The organism is Pseudomonas sp. NFACC08-1 (assembly GCF_900106735.1).
GTDB lineage: Bacteria > Pseudomonadota > Gammaproteobacteria > Pseudomonadales > Pseudomonadaceae > Aquipseudomonas > Aquipseudomonas fluorescens_Q.
Map to the genome: position 1 here is coordinate 152,819 of NZ_FNNL01000003.1, position 14,986 is coordinate 167,804.

Consider the following 14,986-nt stretch of genomic DNA (forward strand, 5'->3'; position numbering starts at 1 on the left):
AAAGCGCAATTCGCTGCCCTGGCCTGGCTGGCTTTCGGCGTGCAGTTTACCGCCATGGGCCTGGATGATGCCCCTGCCAATTTGCAACGCCATCCTGATAGCGACTGTCTTCCCCTCAGACGCCAGGCCCGGTTGCCATTTCCTCAAGTCGGGCGCGTTCACGATCCAGTTCTCTGCTCAGCTCTTGCTCGGTGGGCAGTACCAGCTGGTACTGGCTGGCGAATAGCTGTTCGTTACCTTGCAGCACGGAATAACGCACCACCGATTCGTCTTTCTGGGCGCACAGAATGATGCCGACGGTGGGTTTGTCATCGGGGCCGCGCTTGAGGTCGTCGTAGAGGCGCACATACATGTCCATTTGCCCGATGTCCTGATGGCTCAGCTCACCACGTTTCAGGTCGACGATTACAAAACACTTGAGCAGATAGTTGTAGAAGACCAGGTCGAGGTAGAAGTCTTTGCTTTCGGTACTGATGCGTTGCTGGCGGGCGATGAAGGCGAAGCCCTTGCCCAACTCAAGCAGGAATCCCTGTAATTGGTCAATCAGGGCCTGTTCCAGTTCTGTTTCCAGGAGCGTGCCGGCATTGGGCAGCCCGAGGAACTCCAGGACCACCGGATCCCTGACGATATCCCTGGGGCCGAGGTTCAGTTCCTTGAGATTGACGAGGGCCTCCTGCTCCACTGCCGGCCTGTCGCGGCTGGCCAGTAGGCGTTCGTAATAGAAGGTGCCGATCTGGCGTTCCAGGGCGCGGGTGGACCAGTTTTGCGTTGCTGCTTCATTCATGTACCAATGACGTGCATTGTCATTTTCAACACGGAGTAGTAGGCGATAGTGGGTCCAACTCAATTCGTGACGCAGTGCGTCACACATTGGAAATGCTTGATAAAAAAGTCGCATATAGCGCAGATTAGACGCATCAAACCCCTTGCCAAACCGCGCCGTCAGCACTTTCGCCAGCGACGGCAGCAGACGTTTTCCATAAGCCGCTCGTTCGGCGCCTCCTTGCTCGAACTCAATGATATGTCGCCCGATTTGCCAGCACGTTTGCACCTGCAGTGTATCGACGGCGCGCAAGACCTTCTGGCGTGCCTGCTGGATCAATTGGCCGAGTTCACTGATCAGTGGCGCGAGCTGCGGGTCGTCTTGAGGTGAAATTGAAGTCATCGATGTGTCCAGCCATTGAGAAGGGGTGGACCCAAAGCATGCTCCAGAGGAAGTTTTGATGATGCAGGACCGGGCTGATTGGCCTGGAGGATTAAAAGCTGATTCATGCAGGACGGATTTGACGCCGCCCTATGTCGATTGACCCTGGCTTGTAGGAGCTTTCTCTGAGGGTTGTCGTCCATCGCAGACGCTTTCATCACAAAAGCGCTTGGCGGGATGACGGTCAGATCGAGCCTTGGGCCAGCGCCTGGGACGCGGCCACGTAATCGGCCTGGAATGGCTTGCTTTCCACCCAGTCCAGCGCGGTCTGTTCATCCACGCCCGTGGTCAGGCGGCGGTATTCGATCAATGCGGTAATGATGAAGTCGGTCGCTTCTTCCTCACCTTCCTGTTCCAAAACCAGCGCCAGCAGTGGATGGGCCAGGAACGCTTCGCACATCGCTTTCTGGCTGACCTTTTCGGCGGCACTCATGAGTTGGAACAACTCCGTCAGGTCCACGGTTTCCAGATCGATGCGCTCGTCGTTCGGGTCGAGGAAATCGTTCGGCGCAGCAGCACGCCGGGTGCGGTTCTGCTTGGCTTTCGCCTTGGCGCGCTGGCTGCGCTTGTGCTGTTTGTTCGCCGATGACATGGCCGGATTCCTGATGGATAAGGCCATCTATCCTACAGCTTCAACGCCGACGCTTCGAATCTCAATCCACTATGAAGAGCGTAGCCCCCGATGAAGTGGAGGATCGATGAGGCTCGGCCTGGTCTGCTACCTGGTAGCTCATGCCGGGCCTGAGCAAGAATTGTCGGCCATCTTCAAGTTCAGTATTGAGTTCGCCCTTGAGGCAAAACAGGATGTGGCCTTTGGTGCACCAATGGTCGGCCAGATACCCGGCTGTGTATTCCACCATCCGTACCCGAATATTCCCGAATTGCCGCGTGCGCCAATAAGCGGTTCCGGTGACGCCTTTGTGCTCGGTGGGTTCGATGGTTGACCAATCGGTGGTGCCGAAGGGGATGCCGGTGATGTCCATGTCGACTCGCTTGCTGGAGGGGAGTGGACGAATGTAGCCGAGTCGATCAGGCGGAGAAAGAAAATCCCAGCCAATAAAAAACCCCGATCAATTTCTTGATCGGGGTTTTCGGTATTTGGTGCCCAGAGACGGAATCGAACCGCCGACACGGGGATTTTCAATCCCCTGCTCTACCGACTGAGCTATCTGGGCAACGGGGCGCATTAAACGGGTTTTTCAGGGGGGCGTCAAGCACGTTTTCAAAAAATATTTAATTATTACCGTCGCTTACGATCCGCCCCCACGCGGGACAGCTTATTCGGACGGCGGTACGTAGCCTTCGGCCTTGGCGTAATCTTCGCCGGAAAAGTACTTGTCCATCTCGCCCTGAAGGTATTTGCGATCTTCAGCGTTCATCATGTTCAGGCGTTTTTCATTGATCAGCAGGGTCTGGTGTTTCTGCCAGTCGGCCCAGGCCTTGGCCGAGACATGGTCGTAGATGTCCTGGCCCTTGGCACCCGGGAACGGTGCGCGTTCCAGGCCTTCCAGTTCTTCTTTGTACTTGCGGCACATGATGGTGCGGGTCATTGCAACTCTCCTGCGTTCATTACGGCGGCCGCGCGTTCGAGCAAGGTTTTGACCGGGGCGGCAAGGCCCAGGCGCGGCGGGGTGGCGAGGTTATACCAGAGCCAGTCGGCCTCGGCCACGTGATGGCCGGTTTCCCGGACCCGGACCAGCCAGGGTTCGATCGCCAACTGGAAGTGGCTGAAGGTGTGCACCAGGCTTGGCATTTCCTGTTGGCTGCCCAACTCCAGCGAGTGTTGCAGGGCCAGATGCTGCAGGTCATCGAGGTCGTCGAGTTCCGGCAGGCTCCACAGACCGCCCCACAGCCCCGTGGAGGGGCGACGGTAAAGCAGGATTGCGCCTTCGTTGTTCGCCAGCATCGGCATCAAGGTGCGCTTCTTGGGCACTTCCTTGCGAGGCTTGGGAATCGGGTAGCGGGTTTCCAGGCCCAGCATGTGGGCCTCGCAGCCTTGCTTCAGCGGGCAGAGCAGGCAACTGGGCTTGCTGCGGGTGCAGAGCGTGGCGCCCAGGTCCATCATCGCTTGGGTGTAGGCGTTGACGCGGTCTTGCGGCGTGAAGCGCTCGGCGGTGGCCCACAGCTGTTTCGCCACCTTGGGTTCGCCTGGGTAGCCTTCCTGGGCGGTGAAGCGCGCCAGTACCCGCTTGACATTGCCATCGAGGATCGGTGCCCGCAGGCCCATGCTGATGCTGGCGATGGCGCCGGCGGTGGACAGGCCGATCCCCGGCAACTCGGTGAGTTTTTCCACGTCATGGGGGAATTCGCCGCCGTACTGCTCGACGACGATTTTCGCGGTTTTCTGCAAGTTGCGTGCACGGGTGTAATAGCCCAGCCCGGTCCACAGGTGCAGCACTTCGTCCTCCGGCGCGGCGGCCAGGGCTTGAACGGTAGGCAGCGAGGCCATGAACCGGTCGAAGTAGTTGAGCACCGTACTGACCTGGGTCTGCTGCAGCATGATTTCCGAGACCCATACCCGATAGGGCGAGATGGCCTGCTGCCAGGGCAAATCGTGGCGCCCGTGGCGGTCGAACCAGTCCAGTACGGCGGTGGAAAACTGCTCGGCTCTCATCGCTTGAACAGCCCCTTGAGCGCATCTTTGAGTTCGGGGCTGACCTTGTCGCCCAGCTTCTCATCGATCTTGTCGCCGAGACGGTCGCCGGCCAGTTTCGCCGCGACCTTGCCCAGCCCGTCGTTGTCCAGGCGACAGGCCTTGGCGCCGAGTTCCAGCGGGCCGCGGCAGCGCAATGGCCATTCGACGTCGACGTAGCGTTCGTTGACCTGGCAGGCCGGGTCGGGCATATCGCTCTTGTCGCCTTCGACGATGACGCCGACGCGATAATCCATGCCCAGTACACGCAGGTCGATGTCGCCGTTGCCGTTGACGGTCATGCCGGGGATGCGGACTTTCAGGTCCGGGTTGTTGGCAACGCCATTGTTGAAGGTGAGATTGCCGTTGAGTTGCTGGAACGGCGTGTCCTTGCCCCGGGGTTCGCCGCTGAGGCTCTTGCGATTGAGGGTGGCGATGCCTTTGCACAATTGCTGTTCGAGGTTGGCATTGAGCAGCACGCCATCGTTGATGACGAACCCGGCGGTGCCGTTGAGGCTGTCGATCAGGGCTTTCTGGCTATTGCCGCTGGCGGTGATCGCGCTGTTGACGGTGACGAGGCCTTTGACCGGCGGCTTCTTGCCTTGGCTTTCGATGATCTTCTCGGCAGGGACCCGATTGATGCGCGTTTGCAGGCTCAGTTGCGGCGTAGGCTGGCGCACGTCCAGGGTGCCCTTGGTTTCGAAGTTGCCGCTGTACAGGTCGCCTCGCAGGTTCTCCAGGGTCAGCAGGCCGCCTCGGCCGGTGGCCTTGAGCGCAGCGTTCTGGATTGGCAGTTTATCGAGGGTCAGTTGCCCGAAGGCCAGGTCAGCATCGAGGTCCAGCTTGCTCAGGCGTTCCACTGGAAACAGTCGATCGTTACTCCAGGCGCCCTGGGTCGGGGCGCTTGGCAGCGGTGTACTGCCGGCACCGGCCATGGCGCTGGCTTCGGTGTTGCTGACTTCAGCCTCACGGGCCGCCTTGGAACTGTCGGCTTCGGCGGACTTTGGCGCCAGGTAGCGGTCGACGTTGAACGTGTCGGCCTTGAGCTGCGCGCGCAGGGATTGCTTGGCGAAGTCCTCCACGGCGATGCGACCGCTGAAGTTGCTGTCGTCCACTTTCAGGTTGATGTCGTTGAGCTCGACACTGGTTGGCGTACCGGCAATGCGGCTGGACAGCTCGACCTTGCTCAGGCTGCCTTCGGCCATGGCTGGGAGTTTCTGGCCGATGCTTTCGACGAACTTCGCCAAGTCGAACTGGGCGATGGACACGCCGCCATTCAATTGCGGGGTCTTGTCGAGGTCGTTGACCTTCAGTTCACCCAGGGCGCGCAGTTGATTGAGCGACAGCTTGATGCCGGTCCACTCGGCGACGTTTGCGGCTTTGTCCAGGAACAGTTGGCCTTGGACGGCGAAGTTCAGGGTCTTGCCCTGCAAGGGATCGCCGGTGGCTTCGCCGGACAGTTTCAGGTCTTCGAACTTGTAGCGCTTCAAGGCACGTTCGAAGCGCAGTTCCCCCGTCACTTCGGTGCGTACGCGTACGGCCGGCTGGTTGCTGGACAGGAATGCGGTCAGGGTGACTGGAATGTTGGTGGAATCGTGAACCGGGCCGGTGCTCAGTTGGATGCTCTCGGCCGTGAACAGCTTGCCGGTCTGCTCGTCGGTGTATTCGACCCGGGCGTTGTTCACGGTCAGGCTATCGATATCCAGTCGGGTCGGCTGGGCAGGTTTTTCTGCCGGGGTACTGACGGGCGGGGTCGGTTGTTGGGATGGCACGGGGGCCGGCGCGTTCGCCGTCGACGCAGAGGCCGGCACCTTGCCGATGTCTTCCCAGTTGCCGTGCCCGTTCTTGTCACGATTGAGCCGCAGGTTCAGGCCTTCGACCCGCACATCGCTCATTTGTACTTCCCGGCGCAGCAGCGGTATTACCCGGACCGAAAGGCCGAGCATTTGCAGGTCAGCGAAAGGCTGGGTCGGACTGGCCAAGGTCGCGACGCTGGCATCGTGCAACTCAAGGCCCAGCCACGGAAACAGGCTCCAGCCAATGTCGCCATTGAGGGTCAGCTCGATGTGGGCCTTGTCGCGGGCTATCTGGCGGATCTCTTCTTTGTAGTCGTTGGGATCGAACAGGTGGGTCAGGGCAAAGCCCAGGGCCACAATGATCAGCAACAGCCCGAGAAGTACCAGACCCAGGATTTTGCCGAACGCTTTCATGGGCGAATCCTTGTAGGTTGAGTTCAAAATTTAGCCGGGAGTATAACGCCCCGAATTAGTGGCGCGTTGGGTGATCGTGTCTCACTCCCTCGCAGTCAGGCCGGCAGGTGTGATCCTGTGGCGAGGGAGCTTGCTCCCGCTGGGCTGCGAAGCAGCCCCAAACCAGGCGAATCGGTGTGCCTGAACACACCGAGGCGTTGGGTTTTTTGGGGGGGGCTGCGCCCCCCAGCGGGAGCAAGCTCCCTCGCCACAGGGATTTGTGTTCGGCTTTAACTAGCATTCGTCCAGCGGCAATTTCAATTTGGCCGCCAGCGCCTGGGCTTGCAGATGCCCGGCCGGGGCCAACAAGTGCAGCTCGGCACCGCTTGGTGCGGCCATTCGCCGAGCTTCGCTCACCAGCCGTTCAGCCACGCCACGGCGACGGGTAACGTTTCGTACGCACAGGTGGGACAAGCGCCAGGCGTTCTGGTGCCGTTGCAGGCGTGCTGCGCCGAGCAGTCGGTCATTGAAGCGTGCCGCGATCAGCGAGCCTTCCTCAAGGCATTGCTTGATCAGTTGCGTGGCATCGCTAAACGGTTCGAACAGCCAGGCCGGGGCATCCCGGTAGATTTTCTGCAGGTCCTGTTGGTCCTGACAGCTGGCGTCTGTAATGAGCTCGACAACGATGGGCATGGAAATTCCTGAAAAAATAAATCGTTAGCCCCCTATAGAAAGTCGGAGGGCGTGCGATAAGACAGATGGCAGGAAAAAGGTGATATCACTTTGGTTTTTCTGCCGCGAGCAAATGGTAACCTTTGCCCGTTCGTCCGTCCTTCTGCGACTTGATGTCGCACACTATGGAGCTTCACCAGAAAATACAGCCATGCCTGCGTGCAATGAAGGCTGAGGGTGACGCGTGGCTGACGGACCATTCCAATAACTGGGGGATACACAATGAGCACGAGCATCACGGCTGGCGGCATCGCCGACCAGCCAGCGTTCCTCTCCAAAGAGCGCATCATCGCCAAGCCCGGTTTCAACCGGTGGTTGGTTCCACCGGCCGCACTGGCTATTCACCTCTGCATCGGCATGGCCTACGGCTTCTCGGTGTTCTGGCTGCCACTGTCCAAAGCCTTGGGTATCACCAAGCCTGTGGCCTGTGCACCGGATATGAGCTTCATCTCGCAAGTCTTTTCGTCCCAATGTGACTGGCCGATCTCGATGCTCGGTTGGATCTACACCCTGTTCTTCATCTTCCTGGGTTGCTCGGCAGCCATCTGGGGCGGCTGGCTGGAACATGCCGGGCCACGCAAGGCCGGCGTTGTATCGGCCTTGTGCTGGTGCGGTGGCCTGCTGATTTCCGCGCTGGGTATCTATACCCACCAGATCTGGCTGATGTGGGTCGGTTCCGGTGTGATCGGCGGTATCGGCCTGGGTCTGGGCTATATCTCCCCAGTGTCGACCCTGATCAAGTGGTTCCCGGACAAGCGCGGCATGGCCACTGGCATGGCGATCATGGGCTTTGGCGGCGGTGCGATGGTCGGTGCTCCGCTGGCCGCCGCGCTGATGAGCCATTTCGCTTCGCCAACCGGCGTGGGCGTATGGCAGAGCTTCCTGGTCATGGCCGCGATCTACTTTGTGTTCATGATCGGTGGCGCCTTGTCGTACCGCGTCCCGCCAACCGGTTGGAAGCCTGAAGGCTGGACCCCGGCACCGAAGAAAGCCGCGAACGCGATGATCACCCATCGCCACGTTCACGTGAACGTGGCCTGGAAAACCCCGCAGTTCCGTCTGGTATGGCTGGTGCTGTGCCTGAATGTATCCGCCGGTATCGGCATCCTCGGCATGGCTTCGCCTCTGTTGCAGGAAGTGTTCGGTGGCAAGTTGCTCGGCAACGACCTGCCGTTTGGCCAACTGGACGCTACGCAACTGGGCCAGATCGCGGCCATCGCGGCCGGCTTCACCGGTCTGTTGAGCTTGTTCAACATCGGCGGCCGGTTCTTCTGGGCATCCTTCTCGGATTACCTGGGTCGCAAAAACACCTATTTCGTGTTCTTCGCCCTGGGCTTTGCCCTGTACGCGCTGATCCCGAACCTGGGTCACCTGGGCAGCGTGGCGCTGTTCGTGGCGGCGTTCTGCATCATCCTGTCGATGTACGGCGGCGGTTTCGCCACTGTGCCGGCGTACCTGGCGGACCTGTTCGGTACGCAAATGGTCGGCGCGATCCACGGTCGGCTGTTGACCGCCTGGGCGGCGGCAGGCGTGCTGGGTCCGGTCCTGGTGAACTACCTGCGTGAATATCAGCTGAGCATCGGCGTCGAACGTGCCGCGGCCTATGACATCACCTTGTATATCCTCGCCGGCCTGCTGGTGCTGGGCTTCCTGTGCAACCTGCTGGTCCGCCCGGTCGCCGACAAGTACTTCATGACCGACGCCGAACTGGCCGCCGAACAGGCGCTGGGCCATGACAAGGGCGCCGACAGCAGCACTTCGCTGGAATGGAAAGCCGCGCCGGGCACCAAGCCCCTGGCGATCGCCGCCTGGCTGGTGGTGGGCATTCCGTTGGCGTGGGGTGTGTGGGTGACCCTGCAGAAGACAGCGGTGTTGTTCCGCTAAGACCGTTGCCCTGTGTCATCGGCTCAGGGCAACCCTTGTGGGAGCGAGCCTGCTCGCGATGGGGGCGTGTCAGTCGACATCATTGTCTGCTGACCCACCGCCATCGCGAGCAAGTTCGCTCCCACAGTCGTTTTGGGTGATGGCAAAGACTTGTATGGACATGTCTATCGCCGACAGCGCGGGAGACAACCCGTCAGGGATATCACCTCCCGTGTTTCTGTTTGCCGCTCGCGCCCCTATAATGGCTGCCTTTTTCGCCCAATGATTTTGCGGAGCTGGTGATGGCCGAACGTAAGGCGTCTGTCGAGCGCGACACTCTGGAAACCCAGATCAAAGCCTCGATCAACCTGGATGGCACCGGAAAGGCCCGGTTTGATATCGGCGTGCCTTTTCTTGAGCACATGCTGGACCAGATCGCCCGTCACGGGCTGATCGACCTGGACATCGTCAGCAAGGGCGACCTGCATATCGACGACCACCACACGGTGGAAGACGTCGGTATCACCTTGGGCCAGGCCTTTACCAAAGCCATCGGCGACAAGAAGGGCATCCGTCGCTACGGCCATGCCTACGTGCCGCTCGATGAGGCGCTGTCGCGTGTGGTCATCGACTTCTCTGGCCGTCCGGGCCTGCAGATGCATGTGCCGTACACCCGTGCCACCGTCGGCGGCTTCGACGTCGACCTGTTCCAGGAATTCTTCCAGGGCTTCGTCAACCACGCCAACGTGACCTTGCACATCGACAACCTGCGCGGGCACAACACCCACCACCAGATCGAAACCGTGTTCAAGGCTTTCGGCCGCGCCCTGCGCATGGCTGTGGAGCTCGATGACCGCATGGCCGGCCAGATGCCTTCCACCAAGGGCGTCCTGTAATGCAGACGGTCGCGGTTATCGACTACGGCATGGGCAACCTGCACTCGGTGGCCAAGGCCCTCGAGCACGTGGGTGCCGGCAAGGTGCTGATCACCAGCGATGCCGACGTGATTCGCGAAGCTGACCGGGTGGTGTTTCCAGGCGTCGGTGCGATTCGCGATTGCATGGCCGAGATTCGTCGCCTGGGCTTCGACAAGCTGGTGCACGAAGTCAGCCAGGACCGTCCGTTCCTTGGCATCTGCGTGGGCATGCAAGCCTTGCTCGAGCGCAGCGAAGAGAACGACGGCGTCGATTGCATCTCCATGTTTCCAGGCCAGGTGAAGTTTTTCGGCAAGGGCCTGCATGAAGACGGCGAGCACCTGAAAGTCCCGCACATGGGCTGGAACGAAGTGAAACAGACGGTGGATCACCCGTTGTGGCACAACATCCCGGACCTGGCGCGCTTCTACTTCGTGCATAGCTACTATATCGCCGCCGGTAATGCGCGGCAGGTGGTGGGCAGCGGTCACTATGGCGTCGATTTCGCCGCAGCCCTGGCCGATGGCTCGCGCTTCGCCGTGCAGTTCCACCCCGAGAAGAGCCATACCCATGGCCTGCAACTGTTGCAGAACTTCGCAGCGTGGGACGGGCGCTGGTAATGGCCCGCAAGAAACCGCCGATCCTCACCCTCACGCCCGAGCAGGAGAGCGAGGCGAACCGCAAGATCCAGCGGTTCATGGAGGAGCGTTTCGAGCTGGACCTGGGCTCGTTCGAAGCGGCGGAAATTCTTGACCTGTTTACCCGCGAAATTGCTCCGCACTATTACAACAGGGCGATTTTCGATGTGCAGACGCACCTTAAAGAAAGGTTCGAAAGCATTGAAAGCGACTTGTGGGCGCTCGAGAAAAATTGATTTTCGAGCCAAGCTGAATATTCGTATTTGAAGGTTTGCCAGATGCTGATTATCCCCGCTATCGATCTCAAGGACGGCGCTTGCGTACGTCTGCGTCAGGGCCGCATGGAAGACTCCACGGTGTTTTCCGATGACCCGGTGAGCATGGCCGCCAAGTGGGTGGAGGGCGGCTGCCGTCGCCTGCATCTGGTCGACCTCAATGGCGCCTTCGAAGGGCAGCCGGTCAACGGTGAAGTGGTCACGGCCATCGCCAAGCGTTATCCGAACCTGCCGATCCAGATCGGCGGTGGCATTCGCTCGCTGGAAACCATCGAGCACTACGTCAAGGCCGGCGTGAGCTACGTGATCATCGGCACCAAGGCGGTGAAGGAGCCTGAGTTCGTCGCCGAAGCCTGCCGCGCCTTCCCGGGCAAGGTTATCGTTGGCCTCGACGCAAAAGACGGTTTCGTCGCCACCGACGGCTGGGCTGAAGTCAGCACCGTGCAGGTGATCGACCTGGCCAAGCGTTTCGAGGCCGATGGCGTGTCTGCCATTGTCTACACCGACATCGCCAAAGACGGCATGATGCAGGGCTGCAATGTCCCGTTCACCGCCGCTCTGGCTGCCGCCACCAGGATTCCGGTGATCGCCTCCGGTGGCATCCACAACCTGGGTGACATCAAGGCACTGCTCGACGCCAAGGCGCCGGGCATCATCGGTGCGATCACCGGTCGCGCGATCTACGAAGGCACCCTGGACGTCGCCGAGGCCCAGGCCTTCTGCGACTCCTACAAAGGCTGAGGACTCATCATGGCGCTGGCCAAACGCATCATCCCTTGCCTGGACGTGGACAACGGCCGGGTGGTCAAGGGCGTCAAGTTCGAGAACATCCGTGATGCCGGCGACCCGGTGGAAATCGCCCGTCGCTACGACGAACAGGGTGCGGACGAGATCACCTTCCTCGACATCACAGCCAGCGTCGATGGCCGCGATACCACGCTCCATACCGTCGAGCGCATGGCCAGCCAGGTGTTCATCCCGCTGACCGTGGGCGGTGGCGTGCGCACCGTGCAGGACATCCGCAACCTGCTCAATGCCGGTGCCGACAAGGTGTCGATCAACACCGCGGCGGTGTTCAACCCGGAATTCGTCGGCGAAGCGGCCCAGCACTTCGGCTCGCAATGTATCGTCGTTGCCATCGACGCGAAGAAGGTCTCCGGCCCGGGCGAAACCCCGCGCTGGGAAATCTTCACCCACGGCGGCCGCAAGCCCACGGGCCTCGATGCCGTGGAGTGGGCGAAGAAGATGGAAGGCCTGGGGGCCGGTGAAATCCTGCTGACCAGCATGGACCAGGACGGCATGAAAAACGGCTTCGACCTGGGCGTCACCCGCGCCATCAGCGATGCCCTGGGTATTCCGGTCATCGCCTCCGGCGGTGTCGGCAACCTGCAGCACCTGGCCGACGGCATCCTGGAAGGCCATGCCAGCGCGGTGCTGGCGGCGAGCATTTTCCACTTTGGCGAGTACACCGTGCCGGAAGCCAAGGCCTACATGGCGCATCGCGGTATCTGCATTCGCTGATCGCTGGACACCATGGCGGGCCCAAGGCACTCTTGGGCACACCATGGATTGCGGTAGCCCGACATGCTCAAACGCCTCGTTCTTGCCTTTGCCGGTGCCACGCTGTTGCTCGCAGGTACCGTCCGCGCCTCTGATACATCGCTGGTGTTGCTGACGGAAAACTTCCCACCGTACAACATGGCCAAGAACGGCAAGAACTTCGCCCAGGACGAGAACATCCATGGCATTGCCGTGGACGTCGTCCGTGAAATATTCAAACGTGCCGATATCTCCTACAGTCTGACGCTACGTTTCCCTTGGGAGCGCATCTACAAACTTGCCCTGGAAAATCCGGGTTACGGTGTGTTTGTCATGGCGCGGTTGCCGGAGCGTGAAAAGCTTTTCAAATGGGTCGGCCCCATCGGTCCGGACGACTGGATCATGCTCGCCAAGGCCGACAGCAAGATCGCTCTCGACTCGTTGGAGCAGGCGCGTCAGTACAAGATCGGTGCCTACAAGGGCGACGCGATTGCCGAGACGCTGGCCAAGCAGGGACTGAAGCCGATGGTCGTGTTGCGCGATCAGGACAACGCCAGGAAATTGGTCAACGGCCAGATCGATCTGTGGGCCACAGGCGATCCTGCCGGGCGTTATCTGGCGCGTCAGGAAGGGGTGACCGATCTCAAGACCGTGCTGCGCTTCAACAGTGCCGAGTTGTACCTGGCCTTGAACAAGGACGTGCCTGACGATGTGGTTGCCCGGCTTCAAAAGGCCCTGGATGAATTGCGCAAGGAAGGTGAAGTGGACGCGATCATGGCGCGGTATCTCTAAGGGCTGTACCCGCCGCATTGCCGCCATCGCGAGCCTGCTCGCGATGAAGGCGACGCGGTTTGAGATAGAGCCCAGCCGCTACCGATAAACCCCATCCTTCCCATGCCCGACCATCGCCCGATTGCTGCGCAGGCTGATCATCGACTTGATGTCGATCGACTCGATGCCCTGGGCCTTGAGCTTGGGTAGTTCGCGTTCGAGCACTGCCAGGGTCTGTGGGTAGGGGTGCCCGATCATTACGGCCGAGCCTTGCCGGCGGGCCAAATCGATGGCGGTCTGGAGCTGGCGGGCAATGGCCGCTTCGGTGCGCTCGTCGTCCAGGAACACGTCCCGCGAGACACTGGCGAGGCCGATCTTCTGGGCCTCGGCGGCGGCGACTGTCTGGGCGCTGGTGCGGCTGTCGACGAAAAACTTGTGTCGCTGCTGCAAGTTCGCCATCAGCCACGCCATGGCCTGGGGCTGGGCAGTCATGCGGCTGCCCATGTGATTGTTGATCCCGCTGGTATAAGGCACGGCAGCGAACGCGGCGTCGAGGCGCTTGCCCAGTTCTTCGATGGGCAGCTCCGGATGCCAGGCGAACGGCCCGGTGGCCGGGTCCATGGGCATGTGCAGCATGACCAGTTTGCCGGCGCGATGGGCTTCGCGGGCGAATTCGGCGGCGTGGGGCGTGTCAGGCATGATCGCGGTGGTGACCGGGCCGGGGAGGGCCAGTACCCGGCGATCCCGGGGCAGGTTTTGCCCCAGGTCGTCGATGATCAGGCTCAGGTAGGCCTTGTGCGGCGAAGAGGGCGTGGCGGGCGCCGCGTTAACGGCTCCCGCTAGCAGGCACAGCAGGACGAAGGTGAAGCGCAGGCCCATCTCAGCGGCCGGACGTGATGTTCAACCCTTTGAGCAGGCTCAAGGCCTGGGCCAACTGATAGTCGTCATCCTGCGGCATTGGCTTGGCCTTGCCACCGGAACCGGTCGGTTTGTCGGCGCCGCCGTTGCCATTGCCCAGGTGGCCTTGCAGGTCGGCTTCCTTGAAGTATTCGCTGTCCTGCTCGTTGGTGATCTTGGCCTTGCGCACCTCGATGTCCGGGACGATGCCCTGGGCCTGGATCGAGCGACCGTTGGGCGTGAAGTACAGCGCGGTGGTGATCTTCAGGGCGCGGTCGTTGTTCAGCGGCAATACGGTCTGTACCGAGCCTTTGCCGAAACTGGTGGTGCCCATGACCACGCCACGCTTCTGATCCTGCAGGGCGCCGGCGACGATTTCCGAGGCCGAGGCGCTGCCGCCGTTGATCAGCACCACCAATGGCACGGCTTCGCTCAGGTCGTTGCCGGTGGCCGAGAAGCGCAGCTCGGAATTGGCGATACGCCCCTTGGTGTAGACGATCAGGCCCTTGGTGATGAAGTGGTCCACCACTTCCACCGCCGATTGCAGCACGCCGCCGGGGTTGTTGCGCAGGTCCAGGACCAGGCCGTTGAGCTTCTTGCCGTTGTCCTTGCGCATCTTGGCCAGGGCCTTGGCGACTTCTTCGCCGGTCTTGACCTGGAACTGGGTGATGCGGATGTAGCCGTAGCCCGACTCCAGCAGTTGGCTCTTCACGCTTTTGACCTGGATGACCGCACGGGTCAGGGTCACGTCGAATGGCGTACCGCCGTCGCGCACCAGGGTCAGGGTGATCTTCTGGCCGATCTTGCCGCGCATCTTGTCCACGGCTTCGGTCATGCTCTGGCCGCGCGTCGGCTGGCCATTGATCTTGACGATGAAGTCGCCGGCCTGGATGCCGGCCTTGGAAGCAGGCGTGTCGTCGATTGGCGAGACCACCTTGACGAAGCCGTCTTCGCTGCCGACCTCGATGCCCAGGCCGCCGAATTCGCCGCTGGTGCTTTCCTGCAGTTCGGCAAAGTCGTCCGGCCCCAGGTAGGCCGAGTGCGGGTCAAGGTTGCTGAGCATGCCTTTGATGGCGTTCTCCAGCAGCATCTTGTCATCCACAGGTTCCACGTAGGCGGCCTTGATCCGGTCCATGACCTCGGCAAAGGTGCGCAGTTCGTCCAGCGGCAGCGGGGCCTTGGTAGTCGCGGCTGTGGCGGCGGGTGCCGACGGGGCCGGTTCGGCGGCGAAAGCCAGGGGCGCGCCGATCACCAGGGCGATCGTCAGGGCCAGCGAGGTAAGGCGGGACAAATGCAGCATGTCGAACGAACTCCTTAATAGGATGGGCGCGC

16 protein-coding genes and 1 tRNA gene are annotated in these 14,986 nt (G+C 61.1%); 7 read left to right on the plus strand and 10 right to left on the minus strand.

Features of this window, described 5'->3' with window-relative positions:
* Positions 1-115: 115 nt before the first annotated feature.
* The 8 genes from BLU76_RS07775 to panM all read right to left on the minus strand — a co-directional run bounded on the left by BLU76_RS07775 (position 116) and on the right by panM (position 6,718).
* Entirely contained in the window at positions 116-1,165 is a 1,050-nt protein-coding gene (locus BLU76_RS07775; protein ID WP_092222271.1) for a PDDEXK nuclease domain-containing protein, read from the minus strand.
* Positions 1,166-1,388: 223 nt separating this feature from the next.
* Entirely contained in the window at positions 1,389-1,796 is a 408-nt protein-coding gene (locus BLU76_RS07780; protein WP_063323372.1) for a hypothetical protein, read from the minus strand.
* A 61-nt stretch (positions 1,797-1,857) separates the two neighbouring features.
* Positions 1,858-2,187, minus strand: coding sequence for a DHCW motif cupin fold protein (locus BLU76_RS07785; protein ID WP_092222273.1), 330 nt, complete (start codon positions 2,185-2,187; stop codon positions 1,858-1,860).
* Positions 2,188-2,303: 116 nt separating this feature from the next.
* Positions 2,304-2,379, minus strand: a tRNA-Phe gene (locus BLU76_RS07790).
* Between the two features lie 102 nt (positions 2,380-2,481).
* Positions 2,482-2,754, minus strand: a complete 273-nt coding sequence (locus BLU76_RS07795) for an oxidative damage protection protein (protein WP_003196814.1) — start codon at positions 2,752-2,754, stop codon at positions 2,482-2,484.
* Complete coding sequence (gene mutY, locus BLU76_RS07800; RefSeq protein WP_063323370.1) at positions 2,751-3,818, minus strand: A/G-specific adenine glycosylase; 1,068 nt, start codon at positions 3,816-3,818, stop codon at positions 2,751-2,753. The genes BLU76_RS07795 and mutY overlap by 4 nt, the downstream gene beginning before the upstream one ends.
* Complete coding sequence (locus tag BLU76_RS07805; RefSeq protein ID WP_092222274.1) at positions 3,815-6,046, minus strand: AsmA family protein; 2,232 nt, start codon at positions 6,044-6,046, stop codon at positions 3,815-3,817. Before BLU76_RS07805 ends, mutY begins: the two co-directional genes overlap by 4 nt.
* Before the next feature lie 273 nt (positions 6,047-6,319).
* The gene (gene panM, locus BLU76_RS07810) at positions 6,320-6,718 is read right to left on the minus strand and encodes an aspartate 1-decarboxylase autocleavage activator PanM (protein ID WP_092222276.1); all 399 of its coding nucleotides are present in this window, start codon (positions 6,716-6,718) and stop codon (positions 6,320-6,322) included.
* Between the two features lie 261 nt (positions 6,719-6,979).
* On the opposite strand from panM, the gene BLU76_RS07815 reads away from it, so the two are divergent.
* The 7 genes from BLU76_RS07815 (at position 6,980) to BLU76_RS07845 (ending at position 12,778) form a co-directional block, all read left to right on the plus strand.
* The gene (locus tag BLU76_RS07815) at positions 6,980-8,641 is read left to right on the plus strand and encodes an OFA family MFS transporter (RefSeq protein ID WP_092146486.1); all 1,662 of its coding nucleotides are present in this window, start codon (positions 6,980-6,982) and stop codon (positions 8,639-8,641) included.
* Between the two features lie 281 nt (positions 8,642-8,922).
* The gene (gene hisB, locus BLU76_RS07820) at positions 8,923-9,516 is read left to right on the plus strand and encodes an imidazoleglycerol-phosphate dehydratase HisB (protein ID WP_003186751.1); all 594 of its coding nucleotides are present in this window, start codon (positions 8,923-8,925) and stop codon (positions 9,514-9,516) included.
* A complete protein-coding gene (gene hisH / locus BLU76_RS07825) occupies positions 9,516-10,154 on the plus strand; it encodes an imidazole glycerol phosphate synthase subunit HisH (RefSeq protein ID WP_018606318.1) in 639 nt (212 codons plus the stop codon). The genes hisB and hisH overlap by 1 nt, the downstream gene beginning before the upstream one ends.
* On the plus strand, positions 10,154-10,408 hold the full coding sequence (locus BLU76_RS07830; protein WP_003186749.1) for a DUF2164 domain-containing protein: 255 nt from the start codon (positions 10,154-10,156) through the stop codon (positions 10,406-10,408). The genes hisH and BLU76_RS07830 overlap by 1 nt, the downstream gene beginning before the upstream one ends.
* Before the next feature lie 42 nt (positions 10,409-10,450).
* The gene (gene hisA, locus BLU76_RS07835) at positions 10,451-11,188 is read left to right on the plus strand and encodes a 1-(5-phosphoribosyl)-5-[(5-phosphoribosylamino)methylideneamino]imidazole-4-carboxamide isomerase (protein ID WP_063323366.1); all 738 of its coding nucleotides are present in this window, start codon (positions 10,451-10,453) and stop codon (positions 11,186-11,188) included.
* A 9-nt stretch (positions 11,189-11,197) separates the two neighbouring features.
* Positions 11,198-11,968 (plus strand): imidazole glycerol phosphate synthase subunit HisF, encoded by a 771-nt coding sequence (gene hisF / locus BLU76_RS07840; RefSeq protein WP_003196830.1) that lies wholly within the window; start codon positions 11,198-11,200, stop codon positions 11,966-11,968.
* Positions 11,969-12,031: 63 nt separating this feature from the next.
* Complete coding sequence (locus tag BLU76_RS07845) at positions 12,032-12,778, plus strand: substrate-binding periplasmic protein (protein ID WP_092222278.1); 747 nt, start codon at positions 12,032-12,034, stop codon at positions 12,776-12,778.
* Between the two features lie 78 nt (positions 12,779-12,856).
* On the opposite strand, the gene BLU76_RS07850 is transcribed toward BLU76_RS07845, so the two are convergent.
* Both BLU76_RS07850 and BLU76_RS07855 read right to left on the minus strand, forming a co-directional pair.
* On the minus strand, positions 12,857-13,636 hold the full coding sequence (locus BLU76_RS07850; RefSeq protein ID WP_092222280.1) for a divergent polysaccharide deacetylase family protein: 780 nt from the start codon (positions 13,634-13,636) through the stop codon (positions 12,857-12,859).
* Position 13,637: 1 nt separating this feature from the next.
* On the minus strand, positions 13,638-14,954 hold the full coding sequence (locus tag BLU76_RS07855; RefSeq protein WP_063323363.1) for a S41 family peptidase: 1,317 nt from the start codon (positions 14,952-14,954) through the stop codon (positions 13,638-13,640).
* Positions 14,955-14,986 lie beyond the last annotated feature (32 nt).